Genomic DNA, 17,691 nt, shown 5'->3' with positions numbered 1-17,691 from the left:
GTCGCATATTGACCCGTTTGCCGTGTTTCGACCACCCGAAGGCGGGAAATATGCACATGCAGCGTGTCTCTTCAGGGCGGCGGATCGTTGTGTCGGATATGAGACACAATCGAGTTCACGGACGCCGTCGGATGCGGCACCCGTTCCTCGCGGCCGCCGTGAGCGCGGTCGCCGTGACCGCCGCCGGGACCGGGACCGGCGTCCTGATCGCGTTCTCGCCGCTCGCCGGGTGGGTGGTGGTCGGCGTCGGCGCGGCCGCCGCGCTGAGCCTGTGGCTGGAGGCGCGGCCGGACCGGCATGCCGCTCCCCCGCCGGCCGGGCCGGGACACCCGCTGCCGCACCAGCGGGACGGCGCTTAAGTCGAGCCGCGCCACCAGGCACTTGCCGCCCTGGTAGACGCCGCCGTCGACGTTGAGCACGAGACCGTCGCAGTAGCGGCGGGCCTCGGTCACCCGGCCCGGTTCCAGGCCGGTGGTGTCGGGGATGGTCGAGTGGCCGTGGACCAGCTCCTCGCCGCCGTAGGCGCGCAGCATTCCGCGCACCCTCGCCGGGCCGGCCTCGCCCATGAACTCGTGGCGGCGGGTCAGGTCGCGGAACAGGCGCCACCACCGCTCGGGCTCGCCGGAGGCCAGCACCTCCCGCGCCGCGGAGTTGACCGACTCCTCGGTGTCCCCGTAGTCGAGGTAGCCCTCGGTGTCGGAGTGGACCAGCAGCGACTTGCCGGCCAGGTGGACGATGCGGCGGCTCCGGAGCCAGTCCGCCTCCTCGTCGGTCAGTTCCCCCATGTCGTCCTCGAATCCGCCGTTGAGGACCCACCAGTGCAGGAACTGCCGCTCATGGCCGTCGGCGTCGGTGAACGGCTCCCCGCCGAACCGCCTGGACCCGAGCATCAGCACCTCGTGGTTGCCGATGAGGGTGTCGACCAGCCCGCCCTCGGCGGCCGCCTGGTCGGCCAGGCGGCGCACCAGCCGCAGCGCCGGGACCCCCTGGGGACCGCGGTCGAACAGGTCGCCCAGGACCCAGAGGCGAGCGCCGCCGCCGCACCACGCGTCCTCGCCGTCGACCAGTCCGCGTCCGCGCAGCGCCTCGGCGAGCGCGTCGCGATGGCCATGGACGTCGCTGGCCACGAACAGCGGGCTCGCATCAGACATGGACTCGATGGTAATGCGGCGCGGCCGCATTCGGTGAGGTTGCGGTCCGCGAGCGGTTTGCGGGGCTCTCGGAGCCGGGAATAGGATTCGGCGACCGCCACCCGAACCGGTGCGCGGTTCGCCGCCGGCCACGACGAGAGGGACCCCAGTGACCGAGAACCCGCTGCTGAGCGCATCCGACCTCCCCCACCGGCTTCCCCGCTTCCAGGACATCGCCGCCGAGCACTACCGGCCCGCGTTCGATGCCGGGATGGCCGAGGAGCTCGCCGCCGTCGAGGCCATCGCCTCCAGCGGCGAGGAACCGACGTTCGAGAACACCGTCGTGGCCCTGGAGCGGGCCTCCAGCGGGGTCCTCTCGCGGGTCACCATGGTCTTCTACAACCAGAACGCCGCCGACACCGACGACGAACTCCAGGCCATCGAGGCCGAGTACGGCCCCAAGCTGGCCGAGCACCACGACCGGATCCTGCTCGACGCCGCCCTGTTCGAACGCATCGAGTCCCTGTGGCGGCGGCGCGACCGGCTCGGCCTCGACGAGCAGGACCGGCGCCTGCTCGAGCGCTACCGCAGCGAGTTCGTCCGCGGCGGGGCCGCGCTAGACGAGGCGGGAAAGGCCCGGCTGGCGCGGATCAACGCCGAGCTGGCCGACCACTCGGCGAAGTTCAACCGGCAGCTCCTGACCGACTTGAACGACTCGGCGCTCCTGGTCGCCGAACGCGACGAGCTCGACGGGCTCAGCGACGACCGGATCGCCGCCGCGGCCGAGGCCGCATCCGAGCGGGGGCTCGAGGGTTTCCTGATCGCCCAGAGCAACTTCAGTTGCCACCCGATGCTGGAGAAGCTGCGCAACCGCGACGTACGCGAGCGGCTGTGGCGGGCCACGACCTCCCGCGGGGCCGACAACGCCGGCACGCTGCTGGCGATGGTGCGGCTGCGCGCCGAGAAGGCGCGGCTGCTCGGCTTCGAGCACCACGCCGACTACATCGCCGCCGACCAGACCGCCGGCAACGCCGACGTCATCTCCGAGCGCCTCTCGAGGCTGGCCGCCGCCGCGGTCCGCAACGCCCGCGCCGAGGCCGAAAGGCTCCAGCTCGCCGTCGACGCCGACGGCGGCGGTTTCGAGCTCGCCGCCTGGGACTGGTCCCACTACGCCGCGAAGGTCCGCCGGGCCGAGTTCGGCTTCGACGCCGACGAGCTCAAGCCGTACCTGGAGCTCGACCGGGTCCTGTTCGACGGCGTGTTCCACGCCGCCGAGAAGGAGTTCGGGCTGACCTTCCGCGAACGCGGGGACCTGGCCGGCTACCACCCCGAGGTGCGCGTGTTCGAGGTCTTCGACGCCGACGGCGCGGCACTCGGACTCTTCCTCGGCGACTTCTTCACCCGCGACTCCAAGCGGGGCGGGGCCTGGATGGTCCCGCTGGTCGTCCAGTCGGAGCTGACCGGAGAGCCGCCGGTGGTGGTCAACAACCTCAACATCGTGCCGCCCGCCGAAGGGCAGGCGGCGCTGATCACTCCCGCCAACGTGGTGACGATGTTCCACGAGTTCGGGCACGCCCTGCACGGGCTGCTGTCGGCCTGCCGCTACCCCAAGACGTCGATGACCTCGACGCCGCGGGACTTCGTCGAGTATCCCTCGCAGGTCAACGAGATGTGGATCCAGTGGCCCGAGGTGGTGGCCGCCTACGCTCGCCACCACGCCACCGGGGAGCCGGCGCCGACCGAGCTGCTGGAGCGGTGGGAGGCGGCCGAGAAGTTCGGCGAGGGCTTCGCCTCCACCGAGTACCTCGCGGCGGCCCTGCTGGACCAGGCCTGGCACCGGCTGGCGCCGGAGGAGGTGCCCGAGGGCGGGGACGACCCGGCCGCGGCGGTCGAGGCGTTCGAACGGCGGGCGCTCGAGGAGGCGGGTGTCGCCATGGCCGAGATCGCGCCGCGCTACCGCTCGGGCTATTTCGCGCACATCTTCGCCGGCGGATACTCGGCCGGGTACTACTCCTACATCTGGTCGGAGATCCTGGACGCCGACACCGTCGAGTGGTTCACCGAGCACGGCGGACTGAACCGGGCCGCCGGCGACCGCTTCCGCGAGCACCTGCTCAGCAAGGGCGGCTCGATCGACCCGATGGAGTCCTACCGGCGTTTCCGCGGACGCGACGCCGACATCGAACCGCTCCTGGAGCGCCGCGGCCTGAAGTAGCGGCTAAGGCGGACCTGGTTGCCGGCTCGACCGAGACCTCGCCGCCCGCGGCGCACGCGAACCGCTGACCCTCGGGTCCGGCGAGCCGCCAGGCCCGTTCGTTCGGATCCGGCGGCGCCTCCAGCGTCGAGCCGTCCTCGAACCGGAACCGGAGGTCGCCGGCGTCGCCGACCTCGACCCGGTCGATGATGAGGCCCGACAGCTCCCGGTAGGCGGTCTCGGGCGAGACCTTGTCGTCGCCGGGGTACGTGACGCGGTCGCCGCCGGCGCGGGTCACCGTCATCTCCGAATCGACGGTGAGGACCCAGCCACCGCCGGTGCGCAGTGTCACCGGGGGCTTCCAGGAGACCTCCGTGACAAGCTGGCCGTTCAAGTCGTCGATGCGCATCTTGCTTCCCCCCTGTGCTCGGCGGAGCCCGTGCGGGTGGGATGCCCGCTCGGCCGCCGCGCCACACCTCGGCTCACGGGGCCGCGCGGCGTTCGAACGGCGACGGGACCGGGAAGTACGACTCCAGGAACGACCGCAGCATCGTCGAGCGCTCCCGGGCCAGGTCCGCGGTCAGGCCCGCGTCGTTGATGCAGAAGGTCTCCCGGTCGCGTCCCTCCAGCAGTTCCGCCAGCCGCTCGGCCAGGTCCGGGCGGCCGAGCTCCAGGTAGGCGTGCCGGCTCGTGCCCCAGACGGCGCGTCCGGTCAGGAACGCGTAGTAGTGCTGGAGCGTCACCACCGAGATGTCGGAGATGTCGCGGAAGACGCTGCCGGCGGTCCGGGCGTGGAGGTCGCCGAACTCCTTCTCCACTTCGGCGAGGACGCTGCGCTGCAGCGGATACGGCACGTGCTGCACCATCCGGGTGATGGTGCGGCCGAAGGCGTGCTCCAGCAGCGACCGGTCGTTCTTGAACGCGGCGTTCGGCGGCGTGTCGGCGGCGCTGACCGGGTCGAGGTCGATGAAGGTGTCCGAGGGGAAGAAGCGGGCGAGCCCGCCGGGTTCGAAGAACAGACGCGGCGCGACCGGCCGCCCCAGGAACATGTCGTCGTTGAAGTACAGGAAATGCTCGCTGAGCCCGTCGATGCGGTGGAGCTGGGTCTCGATCGCGTGCGAATTGAACGTCGGCAGGCACTCGGGGTCGTCGAACAGCTCGCGGTGGTCGACCACCGTGACGCCCGGGGCGTCCGAATCGAGCCAGTGCGGGCACTGGGCGTCGGTCACCAGGTACACGTGGCGCACCCAGGGGGCGTTCAGGTACAGCGAACGCAGCGAGTAGCGCAGCTCCTCGCGGTCGATGAAGCGGGACTCGTTGGCCGACTCGGCGTGGTAGGGCGATTCCGCGGCCTCGGCGCGGCGGCGCAGCCAGGCTCGGTCGTCGCCGTCGACCCAGGTGTAGACCACATCGATCGGGAAGCCCACCTCCTCCGGGCCGGTGGCGCCGAACTCGGGGCGGGTGGCCACGGTCGGCAGGCCGGCCCGAGAGCCGGCGGCGAGCGGGGTGAACAGGCGGCCCGGCGCGGCGACCGGTGCCGAGTCACGGCGGACGACCTGGCTGATCCGGTTGCGGCGCGGCGCGACCAGGCGGCCCCCGCCGTCCTCGGTCCAGAACTCGACCTCGCAGCCGTATTCGGCGCCGAAGACGAGATTGCGGGTCGGCTCGGTCCACAGCCAGTCGGCACGGACGACCGTGACGTCGCCCAGGTCGGTGCGCGGTCGCACCGGTGTACCGACCGGCGCCGACTCGAGGCGGGGCGGTTCGGCAGCGGTCAGGCGCCCGCCGGTGGAGTCGCAGAGCACCGCCAGCGCGGCGATCACCCGCCGGCGGTCGGCGTCGGCCACGCCGACCACGGGCCGGGTGAGGCCGAAGCCCGGCACGGCGAAGCAGTCGACGCCGATGGCGCTCAACAGGGCCGTGACGATCTCGAGGTTGCGACGCCACACCTCGAGCGGGGTCGGCTCGGGCAGGGCGTAGGCCGGGCGGACCTCGAGGGCGTGGAGGATGTGGCTGGAGACCAGGTCGGAGAAGTAGCGGTAGGGCTCGGGGATCTCGCCGACGGCGGGGGGAGGGTCGAAGGGGCGGGGGACGCTGCGGTCGGCCGCTTCTCGGAGCGGCGGCCCGAGCTCGGTCTCGCGGGTCGCGATCCGACGCTCGTCGTCTGCGAACATTCGACACCTCCAGACGTTTGGCATGTCGCCGCTCCGGCGCGGGGCCGGAGAATCGAATCAGTGCTGCGGGGCGCGGTTCGCCATCGGTCCCCCGCTTGAACGCCGTGTGGCCGGACGCTGACGCACGTCCCAACAGTAGGCCACAGGGCGGTGACGTAAGAGTGTCAGAAAAGCGTCTCCGGCGCCAGCCGAATGAGGTTTCATTCGGTGTTAACCCGGACTCGTCTGCGAACGTGCCGCTAACGCAACGGGATTCGGGCGATGTGCTCCCAGGTGTAGGCGGCGGCGTTCTCGGACTGCATCACCCGTACGAGGTCCACTCCGGTCACGGTGAGGTCGACCCGGCCCGGGCGGACGTCCCGAAGGTGGTTCTGGATGCTGCCGCGGAGACCGTCTCCGTCGGTCGCCTCTGGACGGTAGGAGAGGGAGACGTGGCCGGGTCCGCCGCAGGGCCGGCCGACGTCGCCGCCGACGATCTCGTTGACGGCTTCGACGCAGGTGTCGACCAGGCGCCGGAATTCGCCGTCGGGGTAGGTGTCGAGCATGATCGCGCTCATGGAGGCGAGGGCGGGTCCGACGGTGAGGTCGAACGGCGGCAGCGCGCCGACGCGTTCGCGGAGCCGTTCGACGAGGGCGGCGCGGGTGGCGGCGGGGATGGCGGCGGCGTCGCATTCGACCGAGGCGACGGTGGCGTGGAGCCACTCGTGCGGTACCGGGACGTCGCCGGCGGCTTCGTCGATGACCGGCCGGTAGGAGTCGGCGACGGCCTTGACCTCCTCGAGGTCGGTCAGATAGACGTGGAGTTTGGTCCAGCCACGGGGCCAGAGCTGCCCGGACGCGGGCGCAGAGTCGTTCACCGCAGATGTGCCTTCAGCGCGTGTCAGGAGGTGCTGCCGCCGGAACGGGCGGCATCGATGTCGTGGGGCACCGTGGTGCAGAGGTGACCATCGTCAACGGAGTCTACACCGGTGCGGCCCCGCATCGACCGGCGACGGCGGCGGAGGCCGCTGGGAGGAGGCGGCCGTGGGTGCTGCTGGCACAATCGGTAGGGCATCCGACGACGAAGGGGGCGGCATGAGGAAGGTCGCGGTACTGGGAGCGGGGAAGATCGGGCAGGCGATCCTGTCGGGGCTGCTGCGAGCCGGCTGGGAGGCCGGGTCGGTGGTGGCCACCGCGCGCAGTGCCGAGCGGGCCGGGGCGCTGCGCCGGGAGCACGGCGTGGAGGTCGCCCCGAACGCCGAGGCGGTGGCCGGTGCGGACGTGGTCGTGGTGGCGGTCAAACCGCAGGACGCGGCGGCGCTGCTCGACGAGCTGCACGGGGTCTTCCCGGAGGGGGTGCCGGTGGTGAGCATCTGCGCCGGTCTGCCGACGTCGTTCTTCGAGAAGCGGCTGCCGGACGCGACGCCGGTGGTGCGGGCGATGCCGAACACGCCGGCGCTGGTGGATGAGGCGATGACGGTGATCTCGCCGGGCTCGCACGCGGACGCCGAGTGCCTGGCGGCGGTCGAGCAACTGTTCAAGCCGCTGGGCCGCACGCTGGTCGTGGAGGAGAAGCACCAGGACGCGGTCACGGCCATCTCGGGGTCGGGGCCGGCCTATTTCTACTACCTCACCGAGGCGATGACCGAGGCGAGCGTCCTCATGGGTCTGCCGCGGGCGGTGGCGTGCGAGCTGGTGGCGCAGACGGCGCTGGGGGCGGCGCGGATGATCGTCGAGGCCGACGCGACCCCGGCCGAGCTGCGCGAGGCGGTGGAGTCGCCGGCGGGGACCACGATCAGCGCGGTGCGGCGGCTGGACGACCACCGGGTGCGTTCGGCGGTCAACGACGCGGTCGAGGCGGCTCGGGACCGGGCGCGACAGATCGCCGACGAGTGGGCTTGAGCTAGACGCTCGCTGGCCGGAATAAACGCTTTCCTGTTGTAATGGCGGGCATGCGCGAGATTCGACAGGGCCGCTTCGCCGAACTCGACGGCGCCACGGTGTTCGGCATAGTCCGATTGCGGCAGGACGTGTTCGTGGTCGAGCAGCACTGCGCCTATCCGGACCTGGACGACAACGACACCGACCCGGCGACGGTGCATTTCTGGGCCGGCGACGGCGCCGCGCCGGTGGCGTGCCTGCGGCTGCTGCGCGACCCGGAGGGGCGGCGGATCGGGCGGGTCTGCTGCACGCCGTCCGAGCGGGGGCAGGGCCTGAGCGGCAAGCTCCTGACCGCCGCGCTGCAGGAGGCGGGCCCGGAGGTCGAGATCGTGCTCGATTCGCAGACGTACGCGGCCGGGTTCTACCGGCGCTTCGGGTTCGTCGAGGACGGCGAGGAGTTCCTCGAGGACGGCATCTTGCATGTGCCGATGCGCCGGGCCGGGAAGCGGGACTGAGCCGGCCGACGCGGAGGGGCGGAGCATCCCGGCTCTGATGCTCCGCCCCTGTTTCCCTCTTCGCGAAAAGTATCGGTCGGGGTCCGGAGGAGTGCCGCCGGACCCCGATCGGAGCGGCACTCGGCCGCACACTTCCGGAAATTTTACTACGCCTCCGGTGGCATCACCCTGGCATCGGCGCGGTCCTGGGGCGAGTCTGATAAAATTTGAGCTGAAACTTTCGCGAAACTTTCATTCGAAGTATCGATATGTTACGATCCTGACGTCGACGCTGTCAAGACCAGCGGCGGCATACCACTGTGGTGGAGATGTGAGGGGCTCTACCGCAAACGAAGAGGGGGCCGACCTGGTCGGCCCCCTCTTCCACCTCCGGGTCTATTCGGCCTCGGGCTGCTCGATGAGCGACTGGAGGTACCGCTCCTCGCCGATCTTGTCGATGACCTCGAGCTGGGTGTCGAGGTAGTCGATGTGGTGCTCCTCGTCCTTGAGGATGCTCTGGAACAGCTCCCGGGAAACGTAGTCCTGGACCGACTCCATGTGCTCGATGCCGCGCTTGAGGCGGTCGATCGCCTCCACCTCGATCTCCCGGTCGCAGCGGAAGGCCTCCGGCACGGACTGCCCGATCCGCAGCGAGAAGAGCCGCTGGAAGTTCGGCAGCCCCTCCAGGAAGATGATCCGGTCGGTGAGGACCTCGGCGTGGCGCATCTCGTCCAGGGACTCCGCCCGGGTGTACCTGGCCAGCTTGGGATAGCCCCAGTTCTCCTGCAACTTGGCGTGGAGGAAGTACTGGTTGATGGCGGTGAGCTCGGCGGTGAGCTGCTCGTTGAGGAACTCGATGACTCTCTCGTCGCCCTGCATTTCGATGCGTCCTTCCCACGGTTCGTGTGCGGCCGGCCGCGCGGACCGGCGAACCCCAGCGTAGGGCGGGACCGGGGCCGGTTACCAGTCAGGAATGCCTAAAGTAGGACAAGCTTGCCTAACCACGGGCAGGCGCATACAGACACAAATGTGGTTGCGGGGCGGGAATCAGGCGGCGGCGGAGACGGCGTCGCCGGAGAAATAGCTCTCGATCATGTCGGCGAGGCGGTCGCGGCAGTTGCCGCAGCCGGTCCCGGCCTGGCAGGCCTCGCCGATCGCGTCCTCGGAGTGCGCGCCGTCGCGGATGCACTGGTCGACCTCGTGGTCGGGCACTCCGTGACAGATGCAGGCGTACATCCGCGCACCTCCGGTAGGTAAGGCTGGGCTCATATAGGTATGCCTAACCTACATCGATGCGCGGATGTTCGGCAAGCTTCGGACCTACCGCACCAGGTCGACCAGGACCTCGATGGCGCGGTCGACGGCGTCGTCGTCGACGTCCAGGTGGGTGAGCAGGCGGCCCCAGTCCGGGCCGAGCACCGAGATCCTCACCCCGCGCTCGGCGGCGGCCTCGGCGATCTTCGCGATGCCGCCGGTACGCAGCAGGACGACGTTGGTCTCCACCTGCGAGGCCTCGCACACGCCGTAGGGCTCGAGGGCCTCGGCGAGGCGGACCGCGCGGGCGTGGTCGTCGGCGAGCCGCTCGATGTGGTGGTCGATCGCATAGCGCCCGGCCGCGGCCAGAAATCCGGCCTGGCGCATGCCGCCGCCGAGGCGCTTGCGGAGGATGCGGCCGCGCCGGGCCCGCTCGGCGTCGGTGATGATGAGCGAGCCGACCGGCGCCCCGAGGCCCTTGGACAGGCAGACCGAGACGGTGTCGAACAAGCGGCCGTAATCGGCCAGCGGCACTCCGGTGGCGACGTGGGCGTTCCAGATGCGGGCCCCGTCCAGGTGCAGCGCGAGACCGTAGGCGTCGGCGAGCTCCCGCAGGGACTCGAGCTCCGGCAGCGGCTGCACGGTGCCGCCGCCCACGTTGTGGGTGTTCTCGACCTCGATCGCGCGGGTGGTGGTCACATAGGGGTTGGGGCGGTTGATCATCGGCTCGACCAGCGAGAGGTCGAGGCGTCCGCCGGGCGCGTTCCAGGTGCGCGTGGAGACCCCGCCGAACGCCGCCGCGGCGCCCATCTCGTAGTTGACGATGTGGGCCTTGGAGTCGCACAGGATCTCGTCGCCGCGGTCGGCCAGGAGCTGCAGGGCGATCTGATTGGCCATGGAGCCGGTGGGGGTGAAGATCGCGGCCTCGTGACCGAACAGCGCGGCGGCCTCGGCTTCCAGGGCGTTGACGGTGGGGTCCTCGCCGTAGACGTCGTCGCCGACTTCGGCGGCGGTCATGGCCTCGAGCATGGCGGGGGTGGGGCGAGTGACGGTGTCGGAGCGAAGATCGGCGACCATGCCCAAACCCTAACGCGTCAGTAGGCGTTCACTCCGCCGCCGATGCCGAGGACCGGGAGGTACATGCGCTCGCCGTCGGCGGTGAACCCGTCGTAGACGATGTCGAACAGGTCCTGGATGCCGAAGGCCCGAAGGGCGTCGACCATCATGTGGGCGGCCTGGGTGGTGGCGGCCCGGTCGGTCGAGGGGAACGAGCGGGACCAGTTGGGCTGGCCGCCGCTCGGAGCCCGGAAGCCCATGCTGGGCAGGTTGGAGAGCCCGGCCCGCCAGGTGCCGTTGACCGCCGCCGAGGCCTCGACGCGCAGGTTGCCGCCGTCGAGGAAGGCCGCGACGTACCGGGCCGACCAGTCACCGGTGCGCAGGAGGACGATCCCGGAGGTGTCGATGGTCGGCACGTCGGCGGCCATGTCGCCGAGCAGGGAGCTGAGCCGCTCGGTGAACTCCCCCATGTCGTGGCAGGCCGGCTCGGGCGGCAGGTTGGACCTGCGGGCGAAGGCCTGCCACCCGGAGACGTCCCCCTTGCCGACGGCGTGGGACTCGAGCTGCTCGAACAACTGGGGCGAGAGCAGCCGCAGCGTGACACCGCCGTGGAAGCGGCGCAGGTGCAGCTCGAAGATGAGGCCGTCGCGGTACCAGCGGACCCACGGGCCGCCATCCCCGCCCCGCACCTCCGGGGCGCCCATCTCGTCCAGCATGACCCGGAGCACCTCGCGGAACACCATCGTCCGGTGGTTCTCGCCCTGCCGACCGCGCTCGGCCGACCGCAACACCATGACCTCGATCGAGTAGAAGTCGGCGTGACCAGTCACGGGGGTCTGCGGCGGGATCGAGTCGGCGATGGCGTTGCCGGTGTCGTAGCCGGTCTCGGCCCGCCACATCCCGATGTCGACCTCGGCGGATCGGACCTTCCAGCCGAGGCCGGCCATGCCTCGCGACAGGTCCTCCTTGCTCCAACGCCCGAAATCGGTCTGTCGGGCACGGCGGAGGAGCTCAACGAGTTGCGATTCGCTGATCCGATGTGTGCCGAGCATCCGGTACTGCGCCAATCCGTCCGTGGTGGGGCCTGGCTGGGCGTCGCCCCAGCGGCTCACTTCGATTAGGGTAGCCTTGCCTTGTCGTAGCGGCTCTCTCGGGTAAGGGTTGGCAGTTGTCTACAGCGTCCGATACTGTGCGGCAAGACACGCTTGTCAGCCTACTAGGCGGCAAGCGCGGCGCGTTCGATGCCACCGCCCCGCTTGTCGTGTTCATCCTCACTTGGATGCTGACCGGCCGCTCCATCCCCTGGGGCGTGGCGGCCTCGCTCGCGGCGGCGGCGGTGATCGCCGCGGTCCGCCTTCGGCAGGGCACGAAGCCGCGCGCGGTGATCCTGGGCCTGCTGAGCGTCTGCGCCGCCGGGTTCATCGTCCTCTACACCGGCCGGGCCGCCGACATCCTGCTCCCCCGCATCCTCTCCAACGCCGCCAGCGCCCTGGTCTGGGCCGGCTCGATCGCCTTCCGCCGCCCGCTCCTGGGCCTCATCGTGGGCGCGGTCCTGGGCCAGCGGACGCGCTGGCGCGCGGACCCGGCGCTGCTGCGCGCCTACGCTGCGGCCTCCTGGGTCTGGGTGGCGATGTACGCCCTGCGCGTGGCGGTCCTGACCCCGTTCTGGCTCACCGACAGCGAGTCTCTGGCGGTCCTCGGTGGAGGCGCGGCCCAGATAGCCCTCTCCTGGCCCTTGCTGGTGGCCTGCCTGGCGGTCTCCGGTTCGGTCATGAAACTGACCCTGCCGAGGGATCACCCCGGCCTCCGCCATCCGCGGATCGCCGAGTGCAACGGGAATCGGTGAACCCTCACTCTGCGATCGCCGTGCGACCGTGGTCAAGGCCGATCGGCGCTCGCCGCGGGTGCGGCCGCCGGAGCACGCTCGACCAGGGATCGATCCCGGAGCCGCTCGATCGGGACCGCGTGCTCGAACTCCGGGGGCGCCTGCTCCGGGCGCTGCGGGGACTCGACGCTTCCGAAGGCCCTGTGCCGCAGTCGCCGCAGGTCTCCGCGGTCCTTCGGCCGGTCCAGGACGCTCTTGTACGCCACCACGTCGGCCAACGTCATGTGGGGCAGGTCGCTGATGATCTCCGCGTGGTCGATGAGGGCGTCGGCGTCCTTGGAGAGGCAGGGCCAGGATCGGCACACGTCGATGCGCCGACCGTAGAGCTGAGCGACGGGTTCGCCGGTGTTCTCGCCCTGGTATATGCCATTGTGGAGGGTTCGGTTCTCCGCCAGCCTCAGGGCCCGCTGCCAAGTCCCGCCGCGGGCGACGATGTCGATGTCGGCGAGGCGCGGAATGACTCCTTCCAGCCAGAGTCTGGCGCTTCCCGCGAGAACGAAGTCCCGCGGATCGAAACCCTGGTCCCTGACCAGGCGCCATACCAGCTTGTAGAGCGAGACGCCATCGTAGGAGGCTGCCCGGTCGACGGCCACGCGGCGATTCCCCGTTTCTTCGGTGCTTTCAAGCGAAGGCGGCAGCGGTCGACCGATCAGGAATGATCATCTTTCCGCTGTTGGCCGAGCGCTCGCAGAATCTCGGCTCGGGACTGCGGGTCGGTGCCTTCGAGACTGCGGGTCAGTCGCTCGAGCCTGGACCGCTCCCGGTTCCGCTCGGCCAGGTAGGCGAACAGGTGCTTGGTGACCACCACCAGCGGGATCACCGCTAGGAAGTAGGTCAGGTGAGGGAGGAGGTGGGGTAGGATCTCCGCGGCGTTCATAAGGGCTCCGCGGTCCGGTAATTGCGCTGCGAGACCCGCTCGAGATCGTCCAGATCGTGAACGAGGATTCTCGACCGCCCGGTGGTGACGGCGCCTCGCTCGCGGAGCGAACGCAGGCCGATCGACACGCTCTCGCGCGACATCCCGTTGAGATACCCGAGGTCCTGCTGGGTGATCCCGCAGATCAGGTGGCCGTCGGTTCCGGACTCGCCGAGGCCGCTCTTCAGCAGCAGCAGCAGGCTCGATGCGACCTTCATCTCCGCCGTGGGCACGGACTCGGACTTCGACGGATCGCGGGATTCGAGGCGGTTCAGCGAGTCGGCGTAGAGCCTCAGCAGCATGCCGGGGTGCCTCTGAATGAACTCGTACCAGTCCCGACCGCTCACCATGATCGCTTCCACCCGGTTGACGGCGACGAGGTCGGCGCTGCGCGGGTGGCCGGTGACCGCGGCACGTTCGCCGGCCACCGAACCGGGCCGGTACAAGCGGACGATCGCGGGCGGGCGACCGGTGACCACCTTGAGGTGCCCCGACAGGAGGTAGAGCACGAAATCGGTGCGCTCCCCCTCCCGCACCAGCACGGACTTCGGCGGGTACCCGACGCGATGGCCCAGGGCCACCAGCTCTTCCAGCTCGGCCTCGTCGACCAGATCCGGTTCCCGTGTAGCGATCTCCATAGACCTAAGTGTATTTCTACACACATGATCATTGCGAACCCGACGCGCTGTCTGTCGGGAACCCGACTCCATGGGCGGTACTCGACGGTACCGCCCGATCACCGCTCGCGGATCACGGCGGCGGAGTTGCTGTGCAGGTGGGTCCTCGGGGTCCAGGGGGTGCCGGTCAGCAGGTCGGTGCCCTCGGACGGGATGGTCACGGCCTTGTGGGTGTGGTTGATGGCGAACAGGTACGTGCGGCCGTCCTCGTGGTCGCGGCGGACGGCTTCGACGCCCGCCGGGAGGCCGGGGACCTCCGGGGCCAGATCGAGCCGGTCGAGGAACGGGTCGAGGTCGGTCGGGCGGGTCGTGAGGTACCAGACGGCGCCGTCGCCGAGCTCGCGGCGGAAGATCGCTCCGGTGGAGGGGTAGTCGATGTAGCCGGCGACCACCTCGGCGCCTTCGGCGTGGGCGGCCTCGGTCCAGACCGCTCCCTCGGTGCCGTCGTCGAGCGCCGCCCGCTCGCCGTCGCGGAGGGGGTGGAACTCCTCGATGCGGACGCCCAGCAGGTCGCGCAGGGCGCCCGGGAGGCCGTCGTGGACGTGGTCGTTGCGGTCGACGATGCCCGAATTGGGGCCGACGACCAGCGTGCCGCCCTGTTCGACGTATCGGCGCAGGTTCGCGTCGTCCTCGAGCATGTACAGCGACGGGGCGAAGACCACCGACCGGCCGGCGAGGTCGTCGGTGGGGTGGGCGACGTCGCAGACGACGCCGCGGCGCCACAGGGCCGCGTGCCAGCGGCGGATCTCGGGGTAGGGGTCAATGAACGCCGACATCTCGCCGGGGTTCGCCGAGGCCCAGACCGATTCGTGGTCGAGCAGGATCGCCGCCCGGGAGCGGACCCGGGAGCCCTTGATCTCGGCGAGCCGACGGAACCAGCCGCCCAGGGTCTTGACCTCGCGCCAGGTCTTGGTCTCGGTGCCGCCGTGCGGCAGCATCGCCGAGTGCCAGCGCTCGGCGCCGGCCTTGGAGGCGCGCCACTGGAAGTAGAGGGCACCCTCCGAGCCTCGTGCCACATAGGACAACGAATGGCGGAGCTGCTCCCCCGGCTTCTTGGCGAAGAAGCCCTGGCGCCAGGCCGAGGAGTTGGCGGCCTGCTCCATCAGCAGCCACGGGCCGCCCCGGGCGAGGCCGCGCGACCGGTCGGCCGCGAAGGCGACCTGGGCCTCGGCCTCGATCTCATCGGCCGGCAGGACGTAGTGGTCGACCGCGATCAGTCGGCGATCGCCGTTCATGTGCTCGGCCCAGCGGTGGTAGTCGAGCATGGTGAAGTTGCCGGTGACCATCAGGTTGGTGGTGATCGGGGCCTCGGAGTGGGCCTCGATCGCGGCCGCCTCGGCGCGGAACAGCCCCAGCAGGGCGTCGGAGCAGAACCGCTGGAAGTCGAGGATCTGGCCGGGGTTCGGGGTGCTGGTGGCGACCCGGGACGGCAGCACCTGTTCCCAGTCGGTGTAGGTCTGGGACCAGAACGCGGTGCCCCAGGCGTGGTTGAGCCCGTCGAGGTCCCCGTGGCGCTCGGTCAGCCAGGTCCGGAACGCCGCGGCGGTTTGGTCGCAGAAGCAGCGCTGGAAGAACTCGTTGCCGACGTGCCACATCGCCAGCGCCGGGTGGGAGGCGTAGCGCTCGGCGAGCTTCGAGGCCATCTCGACGGCGGCCTCCTGGTACACCGGCGAGGAGGGGCAGTACTCGCCGCGGGAGCCGTAGTTCTTGCGGCGCCCGTACTCGTCGACCGGCAGCGTCTCGGGGTGCGCGACCGAGAACCACGGGGGCGGGGCGGCGGTCGGTGTGGCCAGATCGACCTGGACGCCGGACTCGGCCAGCAGGTCCATGATCTCGTCGAGCTGCCCGAACTCCCACTTGCCCGGCGCGGGGTTGACGCTCGCCCAGGAGAAGACGTTGACGGTCGCCAGATTGACCCCGGCCTCCCGCATGAGTTCGACGTCCTCGTCCCAGATCCGGCGCGGCCACTGCTCAGGGTTGTAGTCGCCGCCGAAGCCGAGTCCTTCGACGGCGGGCACGATATCGGTCATCTACACGTCCGCCTTGACTATGCCTTGGAGGTCCAGCTCGTTCTTGCGTACGCAGCGTACGCCGTCCACGAGGTCGACCGGATCCCGGTCGCACCGACCGGCCTCGGCATAGCCGCACCGGGAGGCGAAGGAGCATCCCGGGGGCGGGTCGGTGGGGTCGGGCAGCTCGTCGGGCAGGAGGATCCGGCCCTTGCGGCCCCGCTGGGCCGGGTTCGGGATGGGCGCGGCGGACATGAGCGCCTCGGTGTACGGGTGGGCGGGCTTGTCGTACAGGTCGGCGGTGTCGGCCACTTCGACGATCTTCCCGAAGTACATGACCGCCACGCGGTCGGCGATGTTCTCGACCACCGACAGGTCGTGGGAGATGAACAGGTAGGTGAGCCCGTACTCTTCCTGGAGCCGGCGCATCAGGTTGAGGATCTGGGCGCGCACCGACACGTCGAGGGCGCTGACCGGCTCGTCGGCGACCACCAGCTTCGGCTCGACGATGAGGGCGCGGGCGATGTTGACCCGCTGGCGCTGCCCGCCGGAGAAGGCGTGCGGGTAGCGGTCCATGTAGTCCGGGGACAGCCCGACCCTGCGCATCATCTCGGCGATCCGGTCCTCCAGCTCGGTGCCGCTCGCCTCGCCGGTGGCGACCAGCGGGTCGCCGATGACCTGGCGGAGGGTCATGCGCGGGTTGAGCGAGGAGAACGGGTCCTGGAAGACCATGCGGATCTGGCGCCGGTAAGGGCCCTTCTCGCGGTTCTTCAGCTTCGTGAGGTCGCGGCCGCCGTAGACGACGGAACCGCTGGTGGCCTTCTGGGCGCCGACGATGGTGCGGCCCAGAGTGGTCTTGCCGCAGCCGGACTCGCCGACCAGCGCGAGGGTCTCCCCGGGCATGAGCGACAGATCGACGCCGGAAACGGCGTGGTTCTCGACCGCTATCCGTCCGAACATATTGCGCCGCACCGGGAAACGGACGTGCAGGTCGTTGATCTCGAGCATTGGTTCGCTCGCCTGCGTGTCGTTCATGCCTGGGCTCCTTCGCGGTCGTCGTAGAGCACGCACTCGGCGGTGCGGCCGTCGTCGAAGACGACCTCGGGCGGCTCGTCGATGTCGCAGCGCCCGGCGATGGCGTCTCTGCAGCGGGGGTGGAACGAGCATCCCTTGGGCCGGTGCAGCGGGTTCGGGACGGTCCCGGGGACGGTGGGGAGGTCCCGGCCCCGGTCGCGGCCGAGGACCGGGACCGATTCGAGCAGCGCCCGGGTATAGGGGTGCTTCGGGTCCGCGAACAGCTCTTCCACGCCGGCGCGTTCGACGACCCTGCCGAGGTACATCACGGCGACCTCGTCGGCCAGTTCGGCCACGACGCCCAGGTCGTGGGTGATGAACATGACCGCCATGTGGTGGCGTTCCTGCAGGTTCCGCATCAGGTCGAGGATCCGGGCCTGCGTGGTGACGTCGAGCGCGGTGGTCGGCTCGTCGGCGATCAGGAGGGACGGGTCGGCGCAGAGCGCGATCGCGATCATCGCCCGCTGGCACATGCCGCCGGAGAGCTGGAACGGGTAGGCGTCCACCCGCTCGTGCGGCTTGGGGATGCCGACCAGTTGGAGCAGATCGATCGCGCGCTCGCGAGCGGCCTTCTTGTCCAGGTCGGTGTGGTTGCGGATGGTCTCGATCAACTGGGCGCCGATGGAGCGCAGCGGCAGCAGGGAGGCGGCCGGCTCCTGGAAGATCATGCCGATGTCGCCGCCGCGCAGCTTCTGCAGCCGCTCGTCGTCGTGGTCGAGCGAGAGCACGTCGAACGGTTCGTCGTCGCCGTGCCAGGTGACGGTGCCGGCCTCGATCCGCCCGGGCTCTTCGACGAGCCGCAGGATGGACCGGGCCGTGACCGACTTGCCGCAGCCGGATTCGCCGACCACGCAGAGGGTCTTCCCGGCATGGACGGTGAGGTCGACGCCGTCGACGGCCGGAACCGTCCCGTCGTGGGTCTCGAAGCCGGTTCGCAGCCCCGAGATCTCCAGTAGTGGTTGAGCCAT

The 17,691-nt window shown here is 70.3% G+C and carries 18 protein-coding genes; 4 read left to right on the top strand and 14 right to left on the bottom strand.

Annotation, left to right across the window (positions count from 1 at the left end):
- Positions 1-71: 71 nt before the first annotated feature.
- The gene (locus tag CUT39_RS03735; RefSeq protein ID WP_198586852.1) at positions 72-1,151 is read right to left on the bottom strand and encodes a metallophosphoesterase; all 1,080 of its coding nucleotides are present in this window, start codon (positions 1,149-1,151) and stop codon (positions 72-74) included.
- A 148-nt stretch (positions 1,152-1,299) separates the two neighbouring features.
- On the opposite strand from CUT39_RS03735, the gene CUT39_RS03730 reads away from it, so the two are divergent.
- A complete protein-coding gene (locus tag CUT39_RS03730) occupies positions 1,300-3,345 on the top strand; it encodes a M3 family metallopeptidase (protein ID WP_100444625.1) in 2,046 nt (681 codons plus the stop codon).
- On the opposite strand, the gene CUT39_RS03725 is transcribed toward CUT39_RS03730, so the two are convergent.
- From CUT39_RS03725 to CUT39_RS03715, 3 genes are all read right to left on the bottom strand, one after another.
- Positions 3,245-3,733, bottom strand: a complete 489-nt coding sequence (locus CUT39_RS03725) for a DUF6188 family protein (protein WP_100444624.1) — start codon at positions 3,731-3,733, stop codon at positions 3,245-3,247. The genes CUT39_RS03730 and CUT39_RS03725 overlap by 101 nt on opposite strands.
- A gap of 73 nt (positions 3,734-3,806) precedes the next feature.
- A complete protein-coding gene (locus CUT39_RS03720; protein WP_100444623.1) occupies positions 3,807-5,498 on the bottom strand; it encodes a stealth family protein in 1,692 nt (563 codons plus the stop codon).
- Positions 5,499-5,737: 239 nt separating this feature from the next.
- Positions 5,738-6,355: a 2'-5' RNA ligase family protein gene (locus tag CUT39_RS03715; RefSeq protein ID WP_100444622.1), complete on the bottom strand. Its 618-nt coding sequence runs from the start codon at positions 6,353-6,355 to the stop codon at positions 5,738-5,740.
- A 217-nt stretch (positions 6,356-6,572) separates the two neighbouring features.
- Between CUT39_RS03715 and proC the strand changes: the two genes are divergently transcribed.
- Together proC and CUT39_RS03705 are read left to right on the top strand one after the other, a co-directional pair.
- Positions 6,573-7,379, top strand: a complete 807-nt coding sequence (gene proC / locus CUT39_RS03710) for a pyrroline-5-carboxylate reductase (protein WP_100444621.1) — start codon at positions 6,573-6,575, stop codon at positions 7,377-7,379.
- A gap of 50 nt (positions 7,380-7,429) precedes the next feature.
- On the top strand, positions 7,430-7,873 hold the full coding sequence (locus CUT39_RS03705; RefSeq protein WP_198586851.1) for a GNAT family N-acetyltransferase: 444 nt from the start codon (positions 7,430-7,432) through the stop codon (positions 7,871-7,873).
- A gap of 375 nt (positions 7,874-8,248) precedes the next feature.
- Here CUT39_RS03705 and bfr read toward each other — a convergent pair whose 3' ends face one another.
- From bfr to CUT39_RS03685, 4 genes are all read right to left on the bottom strand, one after another.
- A complete protein-coding gene (gene bfr / locus CUT39_RS03700; RefSeq protein ID WP_100444619.1) occupies positions 8,249-8,731 on the bottom strand; it encodes a bacterioferritin in 483 nt (160 codons plus the stop codon).
- Between the two features lie 168 nt (positions 8,732-8,899).
- The gene (locus tag CUT39_RS03695; RefSeq protein WP_100444618.1) at positions 8,900-9,088 is read right to left on the bottom strand and encodes a (2Fe-2S)-binding protein; all 189 of its coding nucleotides are present in this window, start codon (positions 9,086-9,088) and stop codon (positions 8,900-8,902) included.
- An 84-nt stretch (positions 9,089-9,172) separates the two neighbouring features.
- Positions 9,173-10,183, bottom strand: a complete 1,011-nt coding sequence (locus CUT39_RS03690) for a threonine aldolase family protein (protein ID WP_100444617.1) — start codon at positions 10,181-10,183, stop codon at positions 9,173-9,175.
- Positions 10,184-10,200: 17 nt separating this feature from the next.
- Complete coding sequence (locus CUT39_RS03685) at positions 10,201-11,274, bottom strand: TY-Chap domain-containing protein (RefSeq protein WP_157930462.1); 1,074 nt, start codon at positions 11,272-11,274, stop codon at positions 10,201-10,203.
- A 77-nt stretch (positions 11,275-11,351) separates the two neighbouring features.
- Here CUT39_RS03685 and CUT39_RS03680 point away from each other — a divergent pair, with 77 nt between their 5' ends.
- Positions 11,352-12,008, top strand: coding sequence for a DUF3159 domain-containing protein (locus CUT39_RS03680; protein ID WP_232805564.1), 657 nt, complete (start codon positions 11,352-11,354; stop codon positions 12,006-12,008).
- A 32-nt stretch (positions 12,009-12,040) separates the two neighbouring features.
- Here CUT39_RS03680 and CUT39_RS03675 read toward each other — a convergent pair whose 3' ends face one another.
- The 6 genes from CUT39_RS03675 to CUT39_RS03650 all read right to left on the bottom strand — a co-directional run bounded on the left by CUT39_RS03675 (position 12,041) and on the right by CUT39_RS03650 (position 17,691).
- Entirely contained in the window at positions 12,041-12,640 is a 600-nt protein-coding gene (locus tag CUT39_RS03675) for a hypothetical protein (protein WP_100444614.1), read from the bottom strand.
- A gap of 56 nt (positions 12,641-12,696) precedes the next feature.
- Positions 12,697-12,924, bottom strand: a complete 228-nt coding sequence (locus tag CUT39_RS03670) for a hypothetical protein (protein WP_100444613.1) — start codon at positions 12,922-12,924, stop codon at positions 12,697-12,699.
- Complete coding sequence (locus CUT39_RS03665; RefSeq protein ID WP_198586850.1) at positions 12,921-13,601, bottom strand: Crp/Fnr family transcriptional regulator; 681 nt, start codon at positions 13,599-13,601, stop codon at positions 12,921-12,923. Before CUT39_RS03665 ends, CUT39_RS03670 begins: the two co-directional genes overlap by 4 nt.
- 98 nt (positions 13,602-13,699) lie before the next feature.
- On the bottom strand, positions 13,700-15,670 hold the full coding sequence (locus CUT39_RS03660) for a beta-galactosidase (protein ID WP_100444611.1): 1,971 nt from the start codon (positions 15,668-15,670) through the stop codon (positions 13,700-13,702).
- Positions 15,671-16,684, bottom strand: a complete 1,014-nt coding sequence (locus tag CUT39_RS03655; RefSeq protein ID WP_100444610.1) for an ABC transporter ATP-binding protein — start codon at positions 16,682-16,684, stop codon at positions 15,671-15,673.
- Positions 16,681-17,691: an ABC transporter ATP-binding protein gene (locus CUT39_RS03650; protein WP_100444609.1), complete on the bottom strand. Its 1,011-nt coding sequence runs from the start codon at positions 17,689-17,691 to the stop codon at positions 16,681-16,683. Before CUT39_RS03650 ends, CUT39_RS03655 begins: the two co-directional genes overlap by 4 nt.

The sequence above is a fragment of the Glycomyces xiaoerkulensis genome, assembly GCF_002798405.1.
Taxonomy (GTDB): Bacteria; Actinomycetota; Actinomycetes; order Mycobacteriales; family Micromonosporaceae; genus Glycomyces; species Glycomyces xiaoerkulensis.
The sequence above is the reverse complement of the archived record's forward strand: the minus strand, read 5'-3'. Positions and strand labels throughout refer to the sequence as shown.